15 protein-coding genes, 1 riboswitch and 2 other annotated features are annotated in these 19,505 nt (G+C 38.2%); of the genes, 2 read left to right on the forward strand and 13 right to left on the reverse strand.

Annotated features, from left to right (window positions below; all coding sequences use genetic code 11):
- Positions 1–39 precede the first annotated feature (39 nt).
- Positions 40–170, reverse strand: a sequence feature (ribosomal protein L20 leader region).
- A gap of 322 nt (positions 171–492) precedes the next feature.
- Together thrS and ytxC are read right to left on the reverse strand one after the other, a co-directional pair.
- On the reverse strand, positions 493–2,427 hold the full coding sequence (thrS, locus tag FLK20_RS01680) for a threonine--tRNA ligase (RefSeq protein ID WP_152654822.1): 1,935 nt from the start codon (positions 2,425–2,427) through the stop codon (positions 493–495).
- A 176-nt stretch (positions 2,428–2,603) separates the two neighbouring features.
- Positions 2,604–2,842, reverse strand: a binding site (T-box leader).
- A 58-nt stretch (positions 2,843–2,900) separates the two neighbouring features.
- On the reverse strand, positions 2,901–3,734 hold the full coding sequence (gene ytxC / locus FLK20_RS01685; RefSeq protein WP_227994825.1) for a putative sporulation protein YtxC: 834 nt from the start codon (positions 3,732–3,734) through the stop codon (positions 2,901–2,903).
- Positions 3,735–3,979: 245 nt separating this feature from the next.
- Here ytxC and FLK20_RS01690 point away from each other — a divergent pair, with 245 nt between their 5' ends.
- Entirely contained in the window at positions 3,980–4,627 is a 648-nt protein-coding gene (locus tag FLK20_RS01690; protein ID WP_152654824.1) for an HAD family hydrolase, read from the forward strand.
- A 350-nt stretch (positions 4,628–4,977) separates the two neighbouring features.
- Here the strand turns inward: FLK20_RS01690 and dnaI are convergent, their stop codons facing one another.
- Genes dnaI through FLK20_RS01710 form a run of 4 tightly spaced genes read right to left on the reverse strand, consistent with a single transcriptional unit; the run spans position 4,978 to position 8,151 of the window.
- Positions 4,978–5,907: a primosomal protein DnaI gene (gene dnaI, locus FLK20_RS01695; RefSeq protein ID WP_152654825.1), complete on the reverse strand. Its 930-nt coding sequence runs from the start codon at positions 5,905–5,907 to the stop codon at positions 4,978–4,980.
- Positions 5,908–5,929: 22 nt separating this feature from the next.
- Positions 5,930–7,255, reverse strand: a complete 1,326-nt coding sequence (locus tag FLK20_RS01700; protein ID WP_152654826.1) for a replication initiation and membrane attachment family protein — start codon at positions 7,253–7,255, stop codon at positions 5,930–5,932.
- A gap of 13 nt (positions 7,256–7,268) precedes the next feature.
- Positions 7,269–7,748: a transcriptional regulator NrdR gene (gene nrdR / locus FLK20_RS01705; RefSeq protein ID WP_152654827.1), complete on the reverse strand. Its 480-nt coding sequence runs from the start codon at positions 7,746–7,748 to the stop codon at positions 7,269–7,271.
- 16 nt (positions 7,749–7,764) lie between these two features.
- Positions 7,765–8,151: a cytosolic protein gene (locus FLK20_RS01710; protein ID WP_152654828.1), complete on the reverse strand. Its 387-nt coding sequence runs from the start codon at positions 8,149–8,151 to the stop codon at positions 7,765–7,767.
- 451 nt (positions 8,152–8,602) lie between these two features.
- On the opposite strand from FLK20_RS01710, the gene FLK20_RS01715 reads away from it, so the two are divergent.
- Entirely contained in the window at positions 8,603–10,291 is a 1,689-nt protein-coding gene (locus FLK20_RS01715) for a methyl-accepting chemotaxis protein (RefSeq protein WP_152654829.1), read from the forward strand.
- A 224-nt stretch (positions 10,292–10,515) separates the two neighbouring features.
- Here FLK20_RS01715 and FLK20_RS01720 read toward each other — a convergent pair whose 3' ends face one another.
- The 7 genes from FLK20_RS01720 to thiT form a co-directional block, all read right to left on the reverse strand.
- Positions 10,516–11,547, reverse strand: coding sequence for a glyceraldehyde-3-phosphate dehydrogenase (locus FLK20_RS01720; RefSeq protein ID WP_152654830.1), 1,032 nt, complete (start codon positions 11,545–11,547; stop codon positions 10,516–10,518).
- Between the two features lie 171 nt (positions 11,548–11,718).
- Positions 11,719–12,321, reverse strand: coding sequence for a dephospho-CoA kinase (gene coaE / locus FLK20_RS01725; RefSeq protein ID WP_152654831.1), 603 nt, complete (start codon positions 12,319–12,321; stop codon positions 11,719–11,721).
- A complete protein-coding gene (gene mutM / locus FLK20_RS01730; RefSeq protein WP_152654832.1) occupies positions 12,321–13,163 on the reverse strand; it encodes a DNA-formamidopyrimidine glycosylase in 843 nt (280 codons plus the stop codon). Before mutM ends, coaE begins: the two co-directional genes overlap by 1 nt.
- Before the next feature lie 12 nt (positions 13,164–13,175).
- Positions 13,176–15,812, reverse strand: coding sequence for a DNA polymerase I (polA, locus tag FLK20_RS01735; protein ID WP_152654833.1), 2,637 nt, complete (start codon positions 15,810–15,812; stop codon positions 13,176–13,178).
- A gap of 282 nt (positions 15,813–16,094) precedes the next feature.
- The gene (gene pnpS / locus FLK20_RS01740) at positions 16,095–17,459 is read right to left on the reverse strand and encodes a two-component system histidine kinase PnpS (RefSeq protein ID WP_152654834.1); all 1,365 of its coding nucleotides are present in this window, start codon (positions 17,457–17,459) and stop codon (positions 16,095–16,097) included.
- Entirely contained in the window at positions 17,460–18,152 is a 693-nt protein-coding gene (locus FLK20_RS01745; protein WP_152654835.1) for a response regulator transcription factor, read from the reverse strand.
- 532 nt (positions 18,153–18,684) lie between these two features.
- On the reverse strand, positions 18,685–19,251 hold the full coding sequence (thiT, locus tag FLK20_RS01750) for an energy-coupled thiamine transporter ThiT (protein WP_152654836.1): 567 nt from the start codon (positions 19,249–19,251) through the stop codon (positions 18,685–18,687).
- Positions 19,252–19,394: 143 nt separating this feature from the next.
- A riboswitch (TPP riboswitch) is annotated at positions 19,395–19,500 on the reverse strand.
- Between the last annotated feature and the right edge of the window lie 5 nt (positions 19,501–19,505).

Genomic DNA, 19,505 nt, shown 5'->3' on the forward strand with positions numbered 1-19,505 from the left:
GAAATTTTGTTACTGATCTATCTTGACAAGTCATTTCAATACATAAAAAAAGTGTCGGTACATACTTGCACCCACACATCTCCTCATTCGTAAACATGAATCGTGATGAACCAGTCAACTACCTATACAGGTGTCAATCAGGTGAGAAGCGGGTGCTTCTGCTTGTCGTTAGATCATATCATTAACTTTTACAATATAGCATTTTATCGTTTTCCTGTCAAGGACTGTATCCTTTGTTTTAAACAACTATTGAATCATAGCATGGTTATATAGGGATGTCAATGGTTTTTCTGAAAATAATCCATTCACGATTGCAATATAAAAAGAAGGTTATTCTCATTAAAGTGCGTTCAAAAAGCAATGTTTTTCGATGGGGCGAGTAATCGCAGTCCCATCGAAAAACACGTTAACCATAGAATTCGCCGTGTCATTATTGTTGGACTTTTTGAATATCCTCAAAAAAATGAAAATAGCCTTCTATAAAATTACTGCTTATTTCTTCTGCTCAATTTCACTTTTGATAAAGTCAACAAACCGATCAAATCCGAGTGTCTCTGTATTTTGTTCACCGTAACGACGGTAGTTGACACTGCCTGCCTCCATTTCCTTATCACCCAGAACAAGTGCGAATGGAATTTTTTGCGTCTGTGCTTCACGTATTTTATAGCCCAATTTTTCATCACGGCTGTCTAATTCTACACGGATGCCTTGCTGACGTAATTTATCTTCCACTTCTTTTGCATAATCAAGATGTGCCTGCAAGGAGACTGGAATAATTTTTGCCTGTACCGGGGCGAGCCATGTTGGGAAAGCTCCTTTATATTCTTCAATAAGAAATGCGACAAAACGTTCCATGGTAGACACCACACCACGGTGAATCACAACCGGCCGATGCTCTTTTCCATCCTCACCGATATATGTTAAATCAAAGCGCTCTGGCAAGTGGAAGTCCAATTGAACGGTAGATAATGTTTCATCTTTTCCTAATGCTGTTTTTACTTGAACATCCAGCTTGGGACCATAGAAAGCAGCTTCTCCTTCTGCTTCTACATACTCCAAATTCATGTCTTCCATCGTTTCTTTCAGCATTGCCTGTGCTTTATCCCACATTGCATCATTATCTACATATTTCTCTTTATCCTCTGGATCACGATATGAAAGACGGAAATAGTAGTCATTAATTCCAAAGTCTTTATACACACGTTGAACAAGTTCGACAACGCGGATAAACTCTTCTTTTAACTGATCGGGACGGGCAAAAATATGTGCATCATTCAGAGTCATCGCACGAACACGCTGCAAGCCTGCAAGCGCCCCGCTCATCTCATGACGATGCATCGTACCAAGCTCAGCAATACGAACTGGCAGATTACGGTAGCTCCATAATTGATTTTTGAAAACCATCATATGATGCGGACAGTTCATTGGTCGCAATACCAGCTCTTCATTATCCATTTCCATCGGCGGGAACATATCCTCCTGGTAATGATCCCAGTGTCCGCTTGTTTTGTACAGCTCTACATTACCAAGTACAGGAGTGTATACATGGTCATAGCCTAAGCGTTCTTCCAAATCAACAATATAGCGTTCAATATTACGACGGATAGTTGCTCCTTTTGGCAGCCATAATGGCAATCCTTGGCCTACCTTTTGTGATACAGTAAACAGCCCCAGCTCCTTGCCTAATTTACGATGATCTCTTTCTTTTCGCTCTTCAAGAATGCGCAGATATTCATCTAATTGTGATTTTTTCTCGAACTCTGTTCCGTAAATACGTTGCAATTGTTTGTTATTGCTGTCTCCACGCCAGTAAGCACCGGAAATACTTAATAATTTAAATGCTTTAATTTTACTTGTTGCAGGAACATGCACTCCCCGGCATAAGTCAAAGAACTCTCCCTGCTCGTAAATCGTTACTGTTTCATCTTCTGGTATAGCATCAAGCAGCTCTAATTTTAATTCATCGCCAATTTCTGCAAAGCGTGCTTTTGCTTCATCGCGGGATACTTCCACACGTTTTATTTCTAAGTTCTCATCCACAATTCGTTTCATTTCTTTTTCTATTTTTGGGAGATCCTCCGGCGTTAATGAATGCTCCATGTCTATATCATAATAGAAGCCTTCTTCAATTACCGGACCGACACCTAATTGGACATTAGGATATAAGCGTTTCACAGCTTGTGCTAATAGATGGGCAGTAGAGTGACGTGCAATCTCCAGCCCTTCCTGGTCACGATACGTAATGATTTCAATTTTCCCGCCTTTTGTAAGAGGTCTGCGTAAATCGACAGCCTCCCCATCCAGCTTAATGGCAAGTGCCTGTTTTTTTAACCCTGAAGAGATTGAAGCTGCGATATCTTCTCCTGTAGTTCCTGCAGGGAATTGCTTTTCAGCTCCATCTGGAAACATAATTGTTAAATCAGCCATTTTCATCGAACTCCTTTATAAAATATTAGAAAACTTGGTTGTCACCACGCCTTTAACTGGGACTGAGACTGCGATTACTCGTCCCACCGAAGAGTTTTTGCGATTACTCGTCCCATCAAAACCGCTGTACTTATACTTTTTCAAAGTAAAAAAACGCTCCGTCTCTTTGCGCTATGCAAAGGGACGAGCGTTTAATGTCGTGGTTCCACCCTAATTCCCGAAGATAAAAATAGCCCTTTTACCTTCAGCTTCATTGATCTTTAACGCAGATAGGACGTTACTGCCTACTTCAAAATATTTCAGCAGTAATGCTCCGAGGTGGTAATTACTTCATTACGAAAGGAAGCTTGCAGCCTGGACTTCCCTCTCTAAGTACGTAAACTGAAAATAATCTTGTCCTCATCTCAGCAATTTCATTTTCAAACTCTATCCGTATTATATTCCTTCCGAGTTTGAAAAGCAAGTCCAATTCATTAATCCAGGTTTGAAAGGATAGAGATCCCTTTTCGTTCAAACTGTACCCTTTCCTGAAAAATATTGATGATTGTCATTGTTTTAGGGTCTGCAAGGTCATTTCCATATACTTTTATTCTTGCTGGAGACATTGCAATCAGAGGACTTAAATTAAATTCATTTTCATGTAAGCCTAGCGCATATAACGGCGCCTGATACATCCAAAAACGCAGCATATCTTTAGAAATCACTTCCCCTTTTTCGTTGTAGAAAGTAAAATTCTCCCCTTGTTCTATATGAACAAGGTCTACACAGTGCTCTTTATTCTCAATATAATGCCGCAGCATATCCATAAATGTCTGATGGTCCTCTTCCCGTTTAAATTCTTCAATAGCTTTCCCGATACATTCATGAACAAAGTCCAGAAAATGGGACAATCGAAAATGTAAAATAGCACTGAAATGGATGCTCCTATGTTCCTTTACGTGCAGAAAAAAGATATGCTGCAAAAGCTTCCTTGTATCCACATGGTCACGTAAATACTGATTATCCGAATCTGTTTCAAATAAAATCCACATAGTAAAATCATAGATACGATTGATTTCATCAGGGTCTGAGAAATAATATTTATCTGTAATTCCACGAATGATGATGTCAGACAGATGCACTTCTATAAATACATCTGCCATCACAGAGCTTATTATATCAATTAATTCTAACTCCGCTGCATCACCTTCCAGCCGTAACCGGTTGCCCCACATGGCATTTGCTTGTTGATGTACTCTGATCTGTTTTCTATATGGACTTAACTGATTACGAAAGACCGACACTTCTTTATCTGATTCAAAATACACTTCCAACAATACATATCACCCTCATCCACTTACAAACTGTTACAATTATATGGACAAGGCTGTATAAAAATGCTTAAACTAGTCAGACTAGCAGAATTACCTGTTGTTATATAGGAAAAAACTTCAGTCATCTCTGCCCTGATTCATTTTTCTGATAGTTATAAAAGATTTTATACATGTCAGAAAAGGATTCTTCGCATTTTTCACGAATATTAATACTATAAGATGCAAAAGGAGCGTTTATCATGAAAGCAATTATTTTTGATTTTGATGGAACACTGGCCGACACCTTGCCAAACTGCATTTTTGCCCTGCAATCCGTCTTTCAGAAGTATAAAAGCATAGATTATCTGCCGCAAGACGTGATGAACAAATTCGGGCCGACAGAGCCTGAAATTATAAAAAAAGAATTACCTGTTCATCAGCACGAGGAAGCTATCCAGCATTTCTTTCAAATTTATGAAGACAACCACTTAGAGCTGGTAAAATCAAACGAATCCATTAATCAATTACTGACATACTTAAAGGATAGAGGCTTTATTTTAGGAATCGTTACTGGGAAGTCTTCTAGGGCGCTTCACGTATCTCTTAAATTTTTAGGAATTGGAAAATATTTTGATATTATGTTAGCGGGAGATGACGTTACTAATCCAAAACCAGATCCTGAGGGGGTTCATATGATTTTAAATAAGTATAAACTTCGCAATGATGAAGCAATGTTTATCGGTGACAGTAATGCAGATATCGAAGCTGGGAAAGCCGCTAAAGTGGTAACGGTTGGTGTGCATTGGTTGGATAATGTTCAATCCTCTCATTTCCATCCTGCTCCCGACCTATTTTTTAATACAACGAGTAAATTCATGGAGTACATGGAAACTATACATAGCAACTGACAAACTTATTTTGGATCATCCGGATTAAAATAGGGTAAAGACGAGCACTTCAGCAGACTATAGTGCCATAGATAGGAAAAAGGATTTCCCCTTAACAGAAATCCTTTTTCCTGAACAAATCTATAAATTTCATCCTCACTGGCTAAGTACGTAATGTCCTGGTACTGGCACTGCAATTACCCGTCCCATCGAAAAGAGTTGCTGTAATGCCTTTGTGATCTACATCCAGACCTGAATCAATCGAGCCGTTGCTGGCTGTACGACTCCCATTAAAATTTTCGATCTTTCTTTAAAGCGGGAGTCCTGCAGCGAGTTACACTGTGATAAATAGCTGCTGAGAGCATCCGCTTCTAAATATCTCGCCTATTTTCACCGGACATTTTTACTACTTTGCTTACTTGCTTGACGCGTTCAATAATCCGTCCCGCTTTTACTTCTTCCACTCCATTCCTTGTCGCAGCCAATTCCTTCTCAAGCTGATCTAAATCAAAATTGGAGGAGAAAAAGACAGGCAAGCCCTCCATCATCCGATATTGCAGGACAGAACCTAATACCTCATCCCGAAACCAGGCTGATTGTAATTCTGCTCCAATGTCATCCAGCATTAATACGTCTGCTTTCTTAAAAAAATCTATCTTTTGGTTAAAAGAATCATCTTTAAAGGAGCCTTTTATTTCCCGGACAAACTCCGGCATATAAATCAGTGTCGTTGCATAATTTCTTTTTTTCAGCTCATTTGCGACTGCACCTAACAGATATGTTTTGCCAACTCCAAATGAACCATAAAGATACAGACCTTTTTTTGGCAAACTTGTTTTAGCTTCTTCTAAAAAGCTGATAATCTCACCAATTGCTGTAATTCTCGACTTATCCCGAATCACTTCAGACATCTTTGCTTCCAAAATTTCTTTAGGCATATAAAGACTTTGAAATAGCTTTTGCTGTGCCTCCTGTTCCTCTGCCTGGATACGGGAATGGCATTTTTCATAGCTGAGTCTGATTTCATTTTTATCCATGCTTAACAGAGGAGAGTATCCTTGAATCATATTCTGACATTCTCCGAAAGATGCACAGCGGTCGCATTGCTTCGATTGTGATTTATATTCATACAGCCGCATTAAATTCTTTTCAATATCATGACCAGTCAATTCGGGATGCTTGCGCAAAAATGCTTGAATAGAGGGATCACTTAGAATTTCTTCTTTGATTCTAGTGTAATTGGATTTGAAATTCTCATTCCTATCTATCCATGCTTTTAATTCTGATTGTATCGGCTTCACCAATCATCTCCCCCTTGAATACTTAGCTCTCATTTAAATATTTTTGCAGTTTAGCTTCAATTTCCTGCTGTTCTCTTTCACTTATATTTGTATCTGCTGTATTTTTAGATGCTTTCTTTTTCCGATTATGGAACCAGTCCGGAACGGCCTCTTTTTTATAATTGTTATTATAATTATTTGTCTTCCTTGGCTTATTTTTAGCAGATTTGTATTTTTCCTGCTCTCGTTTTGCAAAGTTCATCGCTTCTTTTGCTGTTTTTAACCCAACTCTTGACCAATGACCGGCAATGGTTTCCATATATGCTTTAGACAGCTTCATATTCGATTGAAGCAGTACATAATGAATGAGTACATTCATGACCGGCGCTGGAAGCCCCTGATTCGTCATCACCTCACGGACAACTTTAATATCCTGCTCTGAAGCATGATTTCCATCTGATAGATCTTCTAACAATTGCTTTGGTGAAATGGTCTCTAATTCATGAATTAACTGCTCTTCTTTTGTTGCGGGCTTTTTCATTACAGTTTGTGAATCGACTGCTGTTGCTTTTTCATTTAATCGAATAGCCTGTCCATTATTACGGGCAATAAACATATCATGACATGCTGATTTAAATTCTTCCAGATTCAGCTGATTGTCCTCATCAAGTGCCCATAGGATTGCTTTTTCTATTTCCACACTCTCTGCATCATATAATACCTTCATCTGATAAATGAGCTTTTTATTTGCAGGGTGTAATACTCTTTCCACAGGAATAAACCGTTGACGAAGGGATTGTTCTATCCAGGAAAAATCCATTAAGTCAGCTTCTGAGCTTTGTTTCTTATTTTCCATCTTAAGCGCAGCAGAAGCAGATGGCGTGACTGTTTCAAACACATCTTTAAAATCTGCTGTCACTTCCTCGCCGTAAGGATAGCTCTCCTTTACATAACGTGCGTAAAGCGCATTATATTTCTGTTCTCCTATATGATGTAATAATAGCTGGGACAGCATTGCTTCCTTCAAGAAATGGCCGGGAGAATAAGGACTCTGCACACTATACGTATAATAGTCAGTGTTGTCTTCTCTTCGTTTATAGGTCTTCAATAATCCAATAGCTTCCAATTTTATACGTGCGCGGTAAATATCATCCAGCGTCAGATTTAAATACGTCATTAACGTATGGTGTGTCTGCATTTTTTGCGTATGACCCGCCTCATAAAATAATGTATAGTATAAAGAAATTGCCTGAATCCCGATTAACGGCTGATAAAAATGCGTCAAAGAAGCATTAAAATCAATGGGAGGCTGTTCGTCCATAACGACATGATACCCATCAATAGGAAGAATTTTTCCGATTGCATTCATGTTAACCCATCCTTTATTGTTGCTCTTCCTGTGTTTGTTTATCTGTCTTAATAATTTCTTTTAACTCGTCCAGAAAAACAGATATATCTTTAAATTGACGATATACAGAAGCGAATCTGACATAGGATACCTCATCCACTTCTGCAAGTCTTTCCATAACCATCTCCCCTACTGTATGGCTGGATACCTCTGAATTGCCTGTATTTCGCAAACTCTTTTCTACTTCTAAAGCAATACTTTCTATTGTTTCTATTGCTACCGGACGTTTCTCACAGGCTCTGATAATCCCCCTGGTAAGTTTTTCCCTGGAAAACTCCTGACGCATGCCATCTTTTTTTACGACAATGAGTGGTACTTCTTCAATTCGTTCAAAAGTGGTAAAACGAAATCCGCACTTCTCACATTCCCTGCGTCTGCGTATTGCTGCTCCCTCCTCTATCGGGCGAGAATCTAGCACTTTCGTATTTTTGTTATTACAGTTGGAACAACGCATTTCGTTCACTCCTTCTTCATTTACCTTCTATTACTGGCAGCTGTTCACTTACATGCTGATAGATTTTTTTTATCACTTTATTGCTGTAGCCAAAATCAATCTGGACAGGTGTCTCTGTTGTCACTGAAAAATCAAGCGCTGTCTGATACGGGCGAACCATAACAACCGTAGCAATAATAAATACTTTTTTACCTCGCTTGCTTGTTGCACTGATCTCTCCATGCTGATCTGAGCGTGCGTGAATTAAAAAATCTGGACTTGCATTAAAATAATCCTCTACGGCTTGAATGACTGCATTTTTACTGGCTTTAAAATACCTTGTTTTTAAAGACGCATCTATATGATTATCACTGGTTTCTGCATGGTTGTTAAAAAAACGTTTCATTTTATATCCTATCGACATTTACATACACATCCTATATTTTCACTAGTAAGTGTGTGTTCGAAGGCCCAGCAAAAATGAAGCATCAACATGATAACGGCTGAGACCTTAGCCTGCAATCCTTTTTTATTTGCTTTTTTAGAACACATACTTCTTCCGCCTATAAATTTAACATTTACATGTATACTATTTTAACATGATTTAGACATTTAAACTACTTTCCTAAAATGAAGAAGCATTCCGATTTAACATAAAAAGGTGTTCTTAGAGTGGAGCTTCATTGAAAATCATCTATATATTATATGAAAAGATGCCTGATTTTTATCGCAATCTACATTCCACTGAAATTATTTATCGCACCCTCAAAAAAATAATCCAAAAGACCCATTACAGATTGACGATAAAATACCGATGAATTAATTAAGGAAGCCTCTAGCAAGAACTTTATCATTTTAAAAAGGAGTATGTTTAAATGAGTGTAGGAAAGAAGTTAAATTTATCTTTTATTGTTTTAATTGTTTTACTGGCCATTTCTGTCAGCAGCAGCATGATGAATTTGAAAAATATTAAAAGTGAAGTAGAGGAAGCGATGGATTCGCGCTTAGAGCAGCTTCTTTTGATTGAAGATATCCGCTATGGTGTAGCTATGCAGGCACTTCATGTCCGGTCGATGATTTTAGAGCCGGAGAAAAACATACATAGGGAAAACCTCTTAACTGTTGCTCAGGAAATTGATGAAAATTTAATTGAATTGGAGGAATTTTTAGCATCTGAAGAAATGCGATCGTATTGGGAGCAAGCTAACACTCCTAATGATGAATTCAATGAGATAATGCCAGATATTATCGCTGCAGTCGATGATGATAATATCGAACAGGCCACAGAAATCGTTAATACAACTGTACAGGATGTCAATGTAACCATGTTTGATGCTTCTGATGCAATGGCAAACTATCAAATTGAACAAATGGATAATATTGATAGAGAAATAGAGTCAACAATAGGCACTGCACAAGTTGTTTCAATCATTGTTTTAAGTGTAAGTATCCTCATTGGAATTGGTTTAATGCTCTATGTTCGCCGTTCTATTACAGCTCCATTATTAAGTGTTATGGATGTTGCAAAGAAATTCGGCGATGGGGACTTATCTACAGAAGACATCGTAGTTAAATCTAAAGATGAACTTGGTCAGCTGGCTGAAATTTTTAACGCTTCTAAAAATAATACACGTGACTTAATTATCCGTATCCAACAAAATGCGGAACAGTTAGGTGCATCATCGGAAGAGCTTTCAGCAAGTGCTGAAGAAGCATCTGCCACAACAGAAGAAGTAACAAAGCAGGCCGCTGATACCGCAGAAACTTCCCAAACAGCCGCACATGCAGCCAATGAAAGTTCTATTGCAATGGGTGAAACTGCCCAGGGTGTTCAGCGGATTGCCGAATCCGCACAATCGCTTCACTCTTCTTCCAGCGAAACTAGTGAGGCTGCTCAAAATGGAACGAAGGTCATTGATAATGCTCAGCAGCAAATGAATCATATTAATGAATCAGCAGCTTCTGTAAATGAGCTTGTGCTAAAATTGGCAAAGCAAACAGAAGAAATTGAAAATATCACCAAAGTTATTACCGATATCACAGACCAAACCAACTTATTGGCACTAAATGCAGCAATCGAGGCTGCCCGTGCAGGAGAACAAGGGAAAGGTTTTTCAGTTGTTGCTGATGAAGTACGTAAACTAGCAGAGGAATCCAAAAAATCAGCAAGTTCTATCAGCCTGTTAACAACAGAGATCAAGAATGATACAGAAAATGTTGAGAAAGCCATGCAAACTGCTTTACCTGCTGTACAAAAAGGGGTAGAGGTCATTACCGAGGCCGGCTCATCCTTTGAATCTATTGTAGAAGCTGTTAATGGCATGTCACTTCAAATTCAAGAGATTTCAGCAACCTCGCAGGAGCTCTCGGCAAGTGCAGAACAAGTTTCCGCTTCTGTTACAGAAATTTCATCAGGTTCTCAAGTCATGTCTGGAAATATTGATACGATTGCCGCATCAATGGAAGAGCAGTCGGCAACAATGAATGAAGTAGCTCATGTTGCCACAACCCTGAGTGAAACTGCACAAGAGCTGCAGGAAGAAACGCAGAAATTTAAAGTATAAAAAAGAACGAAAAGTGAAAAGCGCCCTTACAGCCTAACAACGTAACACCGTGTCCCAACGCCTGTACTGGCATGTTCTGGGACTGTGATTCTATTAAAACCGTTACAAGATTTTATACTTTATTATTCCATTAAAAAACATCCGTATGGGAATTCATACGGATGTTTTTTCTTATTTATTACAACATAACTGGCTGTAAGGCTCCCACTCAACGAAGTTTCCTGTTATGAGGTTAAACGTACCTTCTGCTCCAGCCTATAACCAACATAACGAACTAAATCCACAACACGTTTGGAATAACCCCATTCGTTATCATACCAAGCAATAATTTTTAATTTATTATTATCCATAACAATGGTTGACAGCCCGTCAATAGTTGCAGAATAAGCGCTTGTCGTATAATCAATAGAAACTAAAGGTTCATCAGAATATTGAATGACGCCGCGCATATATCCTTCAGCTGCCTGTTTAAATAAAGTATTCACTTCTTCTTTGGTTACATCTTCTTCAATATCAATCACCAAATCTAACAGTGAAACATTTGGTGTTGGTACACGCAGAGCCATCCCGTGCAATCTGCCCTTCAGCTGCGGCATTACTTCTGCCAGTGCTTTTGCAGCTCCAGTTGTTGTCGGAATGATGGATTGTGTACAGCTTCTCGCACGACGTAAATCTTTATGCGCATTATCAATATTATTTTGATCATTCGTAAAGGAATGGACTGTTGTCATTAATCCATTTTTAATTGTAAAGTGATCATCAATGACTTTTACTACAGGAGCTAAACAATTTGTTGTACAGGATGCATTGGAGATTACATCATCTTTTTCCGGACTATAATCGTTTTCGTTAACGCCAATTACAATCGTTTTATCAACTTGTTTCCCAGGTGCTGTTATAATGACCTTTTTTGCCCCCGCTTGTAAATGAAGCCCTGCAGATTCCTTTGTTTTAAATTTGCCCGTTGCTTCAATAACAATGTCAATACCAAGTTCCTTCCAAGGCAATTTTTCAGGCTCTCTCGAATTAACTAATTGAATTTCTTTTCGATTAACGATTAGTTTATCCGATAACGCTTTCACTTCGCCCTTAAAAGGACCGTGAACACTATCATATTTAATTAGATGGGCAACTGTGTCTGTTGGATAAGTTGCATTAATGGCAACAACTTCCAAATTATCCTCCTCTATTGCTTGACGAAAAACCATTCTACCAATACGACCAAAACCTGTTATTGCAATACGCGTTTTCCCCATAAGCACTTTATTCCTCCCAATAATGTTATACTTTTTATCTTTTTATGCAATTAGTATAACACATATTAAAGAAAGTGTGTCATTAAATATATAAATATTTCATAGTATTTTTGAACGAAAAACACCAACTTTGCTTTATTAAAAGCTTCAGATGGTGTTTTCATTATTTATCTATTCAATTATTTCCCATTTTTTCAGTAAAGCGAATAATTGCTCTTTGCTTTTCTCTATGGAGTGGCTGTTATCGATCAGCTCATCAGCAAGCTTTGCCTTTTCTATTAATGGCATTTGCGATGTAATCCGGTTCATCGCTTCCTGTTCACTTAACTGATTTCTTTCCATTAAACGCTTAAGTTGCGTTTTTTCATCTGCAAATACAACTAGCGTTTGATCTGCTAAAGCGGTCAGCCTGCTTTCAAACAGCAAGGGGATATCCAGCACAATACATTTTTCTCCCTGTTCTATATAATCTGCTTTTTTCTTCAGCATTCGTTGACGGACAGCCGGATGAACAATTTGATTTAACTGTTCTCTTTTTTCTTCATTTGCAAAAATAATGGAACCGAGCTTCGGACGATTAATGGAACCGTCCGGACCCAGTATATCTTCACCAAACACCTCTACAATCTGCTTGTAAGACGCTTCGCCAGGTTCCACTACTTCTCTTGCTATTACATCCGCGTCAATGACCGGAATGTTTAATTCAGTAAACATTTTTGCTACTGTACTTTTCCCGCTGGCAATGCCTCCCGTTAATCCAATCACTAAACTCATCAATCATTCACCTTTTTTTGCGGCTGGCAACGAAGGCAAATATGGGTCCCTCGTCCACCAACCTTCATTTTTATAATTTCCTCACCGCATGTTTTACACGGCTTCTTATCTTGGCCGTAAACATATAATACCTGTTGAAACATCCCCATATTTCCTTGACTGTCTACATAGCTGCGAATAGTCGTACCACCAGCTTCCACAGCTTCTTGAAGTGTTTCAATTGCAGCAGAACGGATCGCAGCAGCTTCTTTTCTTGTCAGTTCATTACATTTAGTTAAGGGATGAATGCCGGAACGGAACAGGGTTTCATCGACATAAATATTCCCAAGCCCAGTAACAAGACTCTGATCTAAAAGGGCTGTTTTGATAAATCGTGAAGAACTTTTTAGTTTTCCATAAAAATAATCTGTCGTAAAAGCGTCCTCAAATGGTTCTGGACCCAGTGTAATCAAAGGGGCTTGTGTGAATTCACTCCCTCTGGTTAATAAATGCATAGTTCCAAATTTACGAACATCGTTATAGTGTAATGTCTCTCCATTCTTTAAATGAAAGACAACATGCGTATGCTTTTCTATTCCTTCATCTGGTTTATGCAAACGATATTTTCCTTCCATCCTTAAGTGTGACACAAGTACATAATCATCCAGATAAAAGAGCAGAAATTTCCCCTTTCTGTTTATCTGTTGAAAGGTTTGTCCTTTGAGAAGATGCTTAAAGATTTCGGCATCGTCTGGCTGCTTGATAATATTCGCCCAAAGAACATCTACTTTTTCTATCGTTTTTCCTTGAACAAGTAATTTTAATGTTTCTTTAATTGTTTCTACCTCTGGTAATTCCGGCATTTTCTCTTCCCCTTACTTGGCATCAAACCAGCTCTCGCCATATGAATAATCGACTTTTAGCGGGACAGAAATCTCTACTGTCTTCTCCATCATCTCTGGCACAATTTCCTTTAAAATGTCAATTTCATCCTCCGGTGCTTCTAAAATCAATTCATCATGGACCTGCAGTAAAAGCTTGGTTTGTAATTTTTCTTTTTTGATCCGATAATCCAAATCAATCATTGCTTTTTTTATGATATCCGCTGCACTGCCCTGGATCGGTGTATTCATCGCTGTTCTTTCCGCAAAGCTGCGTACATTAAAGTTTCGGCTTGTAATATCCGGTAAATAGCGTCGGCGATTCATTAAAGTAGATACGTAGCCTTTCTGCTTCGCTTCTGTCACAATATCATCCATATACTCCTTCACACTTGGGTAGCTGTTAAAATACCGTTCAATGAATTGCTTCGCTTCTTTTCTTGTAATCCCCAAGTTTTGGGATAGCCCATAATCACTGATTCCATACACAATACCAAAGTTAACAGCCTTTGCCTGGCGGCGCATATTCGATGTAACCTCATCCCTGTCAACATGGAAAACGTCCATTGCTGTCTGTGTATGAATATCTAAATCATTTTTAAAGGCAGCAATCAATTTCTCATCACCCGCAATATGAGCGAGTACCCGTAATTCGATTTGCGAATAGTCAGCAGCAAACATCTTCCACCCTTTTTGAGATGGAACGAACGCTTCTCTTATTTTTCTGCCTTCCTCTAAACGAATTGGAATATTTTGCAGATTAGGGTCTACAGAGCTCAAGCGGCCTGTTTGTGTCAAAGCCTGATTAAAACGGGTATGAATTTTATGCGTATCCTTACGAACTACCTTCTGTAAGCCCTCAATATAAGTTGATTGCAGCTTACCCAACTGACGGTACAAAAGTAATTTCGGGATAATGTCATGCTGATCAGCAAGCTGTTCCAGCACATCAGCTGCCGTAGAATAGCCTGTTTTTGTTTTTTTAATTACCGGAAGCCCCAAATCTTCAAATAGTACAGGACCCAACTGCTTCGGGGAATTAAGATTAAATTCTTTACCAGCTAATGCATATATTTCTTTTTCTAAATTAGTAAGTCTTTCTTTGAGATCATCTCCCATTTTCTTCAGACGATCAACATCCACTAAAACCCCCTGGTGCTCCATTTCAGCAAGAATCAAGGCAAGCGGCATTTCTAATTCCTTTAACAAGCTTGCCTGTTCATTTTCCTCTAATTCCTGCTCCATATCAGGGTATAACTTAAGCAAAGCATCTGTTTTTCGCACCACATGTTCACTAAGGACCGCTTCTTCGGGAACTTTCTGTTTTGCACCTTTACCATACACCTCTTCATCAAAGGAGACATCATAAATTCCCTTTCTGCTCGCAATAGCAGGAATGTCATGATTATTTTCAGCCGGATTAATTAAATAAGAAGCAAGCAGGGCATCAAATACAATCCCTTCGATTTGAATATCATTACGCAACAGGGCAACTTTTGTCTGCTTTGCATCAAATACAATTTTCTTTTTCTGAGGATTTTCTGCCCATGCTTTGAAAACAGAAGATTCCACTGCAACAGCAGTAGGAATAAAGCTTTTTTTATTTTCATTGACAATGCCAATTCCTTCTATCCGGGCTGTATGATAATTTTCACCCAGCATTTCTATAACGAGTACATCTTCATCTGAGAAAATTTCTTCCGTTACCTCGCTTACCAGATCATATTGAATTTCTTGATGTTCCACCGCTTCTTCTTCCGCTTCCTCTGAACCGGAAAGTCGTGTCAGCAGCGACTGGAATCCTAAATCCATAAACATGTTTCGGACAGATCCTGTGGAATAGCCTTCATAAATGACATCCTCTAGATTGACCGTTATCGGAGAGTTTCGATTAATTGTTGCTAAATCTTTACTCATCAAGGCATCATCATGATACGTGGTTAAATTTTCCTTTAATTTTTTTCCGCTAACTTCATCTAAATGTTCATAAACCTGCTCTAACGTATTAAATTGCGTTAATAGCTTTGTTGCTGTTTTTTCCCCTACACCAGGTACGCCGGGGATATTATCTGAGCTATCACCCATCAATCCTTTTAAATCCGTAATTTGTTCAGGTGTAACCTGCATTTTCTCAAGCAGATAGACTGGTGTATACTTTTCCATTTCACTGATTCCTTTTTTGGTCACACTTACCGTTACATGCTTCGATACAAGCTGTAATAAATCTTTATCACCAGAGATAACCGTAACTTCCCAATCCTTATTATCTGCCTGCTTGGATAAGGTTCCAATAATATCATCTGCTTCATACTGATCCAGCTGATAATGCTTAATATCAAAAGCATCGAGCAACTCTTTCAGGACAGGAAATTGTTCGGAAAGCTCCGGAGGGGTTTTTTGACGTCCGCCTTTGTATTCTTTATAGGTTTGGTGGCGGAATGTTGTTTTCCCTGCATCAAAAGCGACGAGCATATGTGTCGGCTTCTCTTCCTCTAAAATTCTGAGCAGCATCGTTGTGAAACCATAGACTGCATTGGTATAAACACCTTTTTCATTATTCAACAGCGGCAATGCAAAAAAAGCGCGGTAAATAATGCTGTTGCCATCAATTAGAATTAGCTTTTTGGTCATAATTCCGTCTCCTTTATCTATCATCTGAGTAATATTATTTTATCATGTTTATAGAGAACTGCATAATGCGCACCATTTCATATTAAACAGGATAACCAATCTTTGATTTCAGCATAACTATGTACAAAAGGTCAGCTGAAGTTCTGATCGAATATTTTTTTCCGTTTGTATGTAGCAGGAAGCCGTTTTGCCCTTTAGCGAATATGTCTGCTTCTGATGCTTTCCCTTACCAATTTTACAAGCTTTTTAGTAACAGAAAAGCCACCACTATGAAGTGATGACTTAATTTTTTGGAATATATACATGAACAGTGGTTCCTTTATTCATTTCACTTTCCACAACAATTTCACCTTGATGAACCTCGACAATATGCTTCACGATTGCAAGACCGAGACCAGTGCCGCCTGTATTCCGGCTTCTGTCTTTATCGACTCTGTAAAAACGTTCAAATACTCTTGGAATCGCTTTTTGCTCGATGCCAATTCCCGTATCCTCAATGGAAAAATGAACTCGATTCTTTTCTTCAGAGACGTTTAAATTTACGCTTCCTCCAGCCGGCGTATAGTTAATCGCGTTGTCCAGCAAATTGATGACAACTTGCTTCAACTTTTCAGCATCCGCAAAAATATTCATATCCCGGGAAACAGATGTGGTTAACTGCAGTTCTTTTTTCTCTGCTTTTTTCTCTAAAGCCGGCAGAACGGCATCTATCATTTGTTTCACATTAAAATCTTCTTTCTCCAGTTGAACACCTTCTCTTTCTAATCGGGATAGCTCCAACAAATCTTCAATGAGTAATTGTAACCGGTGACTTTCTTTATATATAATCTCAATAAATTCTTCAGCTGCCTTTTCGTCATGCTGCTTTTCCTTCAATGTTTCTGCAAAACCGCGTATAGAGGTAATCGGTGTACGAAGCTCATGAGAAACATTCGCAACAAAATCTTTACGCATCTTTTCTAGCCGCTTTAATTCTGTAATATCATAAATAACCAGTACTGCACCCTTTATCATATTATGCTCATTAAAAATCGGTGCGGCGATAACTTCCATGTAATTTTTCGTTAAACCACGCTTATTTTTGAATTGTTCCTTGACTGGCTTTTCATACAAAAATGTTTTTTGCACCACGTCGTGCATTGCTTCATTTTCAAATACTTCATAATATAAATGACCACGATATTGTTTCTCTTTTCCATGAAACATCTCCAGGAATCCGCGATTCACTAAATGAACATATCCTTTTTCATCAATAAGAACGAGTCCGTTTTTCATGTTATCAATAATAGAGGTTAATTGCTCTGCCTGCATTTGTTCCTGAATCGTGATTTCATTCATATTTCGTGCTAATTTATTGACATTTTTACTTAATTGTTCCATTTCATCACTATTAGCATTATAAAAACGGGCAGAATAATTTCCCTTAATCAATTCATTTACCGTTTTTGAGGCTTTTTTAAGCGGTCTTGTGTATTTATTATAGAATTGCATAAATATAATAGAAATCACTAAAAACTCTACTAAAATAATAGCTATGATAAATATCCAGTTTCCTTCAGCCTGTACCATTAACCACCCGGATAGTACCAGGACAATCGTGATACCAAGTATATTTGGAAACAGGGTTTTTGAAAACAATATCTTCATTTAAACCGGCTCCTCCAATTTATAACCTAATCCGCGGACTGTTTTAATATAAACAGGTTTTTTGGAATTTGGTTCAATTTTATCCCTCAGATGACTTACATGAACATCTACTATTCTCGTATCACCAACAAAATCATAATCCCATACACTGCTGAGTAATTGATCTCTGGAAATCACCTTTCCCTTATTTTTAGCCAAATAATATAGAAGTTCAAACTCTTTTCGGGTAAAAGTAATTAATTCTCCATTCATTTCTGCTTCGTAACGCTCCGGGTAAATCGTTAAATCCTTTATCCGGAGTGCCTGATAATGGTTTTCGGCTGGACGTTTTGTTCTTCGGATAATTGCTTTCACACGGGCAATGACCTCTTTGGGGCTGAACGGCTTTGTCAAATAATCATCAGCTCCAAGCTCCAATCCAAGGATTTTATCGATTTCTTCATCCCTTGCAGTCAGCATCAATATCGGTGTATCAATATCGTGCTTTCTTAATTTCCTGCACACTTCCACTCCATCTAATTTCGGAAGCATTAAATCTAAGATAATTAATTCATAGCTGTCTGTGGTAGCTTTTTGATAAGCTTCTTCTCCATCGTATGCTACATCCGTCGTAAATCCGGCATTTTCCATATTATATTTTAGTAAAGTAACAATCGATTGCTCATCATCCACAATTAGAATTTGTTTTCCCATTTGGAAAATCCCCCTCTTTACATATATACGATCTCATTGATAAAAATACCTTCTCAAAGTCCCTTATTTTTTTCTGCTGAATGAGAATCAGAGAACTAAGCTTTTATTTCATTTCTTGTATTTCCTTTATTCTACCATTATTCGCACAGATAGCCTATTCCATAAGTGAATGTTAATAAAACTTAACAAAACCATTCAGATAAGCCAAGCTTTTTAACCTCTCTTAATTCACTAAAACAAATTGAAACTTTATTAAGTGATGGCTTTCGTTCTTCTCCCACTGATTGGGACTGGGACTGCGATTACTCGTCCCGCCGAAAACATTTGCGATTAATCACCCATTAAAACCACTTAGCCTAAGTGAATCAGGAGATTAGCTCACCTGACCTCCCTTCAAAATAGTTTGATTTTCCTTCTCTATTTGCAAGCTGGAATTTTACAGAGGGTTCTCTGTGATAAAATTGGAATAAAGACAAAAGAATCCTGAAGCAATGCATGCTGCAGGATTTTGTGAGAGAGAGTTTTTCTTTCCTTATATTTTTCCTACTAATGTTCTCGGCTGTTTATAAAACAGAAGAAACACAATAACAAGACTCAAAATAAAGGATGGAATCATGTAAGACGAATTATAGATTAATGAATAAAGCCAGGCTGGCTGCCCTTCTACTGCTGAGCCAAAGAAAACCATTCCGGCAATGTAGTGACAAATAAAGCGTGCAGCTGACCCCAAAAATACACCGATTAAAATATAAGTAAAAGATTTCTTCATCTGTTTCTTTTTAATGCTGTCAATAACTTGTTTGGAAAGGACTCCAGCCAGCCCAACAACAGTAAACGCCAGCCCATATTCAATAATTCCCTGGACAGGATGTAATATATAAGCTGTACCTGTTGCTACCTGTAAAACACCCCAGAGAAACCCTGACAGCAAGCCTCCTTTAAGCCCCCATCGGAAGGCAACGATAAAAATAGGAATCATCGCAAAAGAAACAGAACCTCCTTGAGGCCAAATCTTAAATCCTAACGGTAAAATATCCAATAATAATGCCAATGCTGTAAAAATAGCTACCTCCACCAAAAAAAGCGTTTTATTTTTCAATTATCTCTCCCCCATCTATATAGAACAATCTTTTTCAGACAACAAAAAAGTAATGCCAAGGGAGTCTTCTTGATGGTGACATTCTTCCAAGAAATAATCTCTTACAGAATATCTTAAACTCCGCTCACACATTACTTTTATATCCATCAAAAAGTCCACAATCCCTACGCTAGCGCTAACTAACAGGTTCAAAGGGTCAGAACACTAAAAAATGTTCACTCTCAGCCAAAGGCTCCCCTTGCAGGCTTTTTTTA

It is taken from the genome of Oceanobacillus sp. CFH 90083 (genome assembly GCF_009389585.1).
Classification (GTDB): domain Bacteria; phylum Bacillota; class Bacilli; order Bacillales; family Amphibacillaceae; genus Oceanobacillus.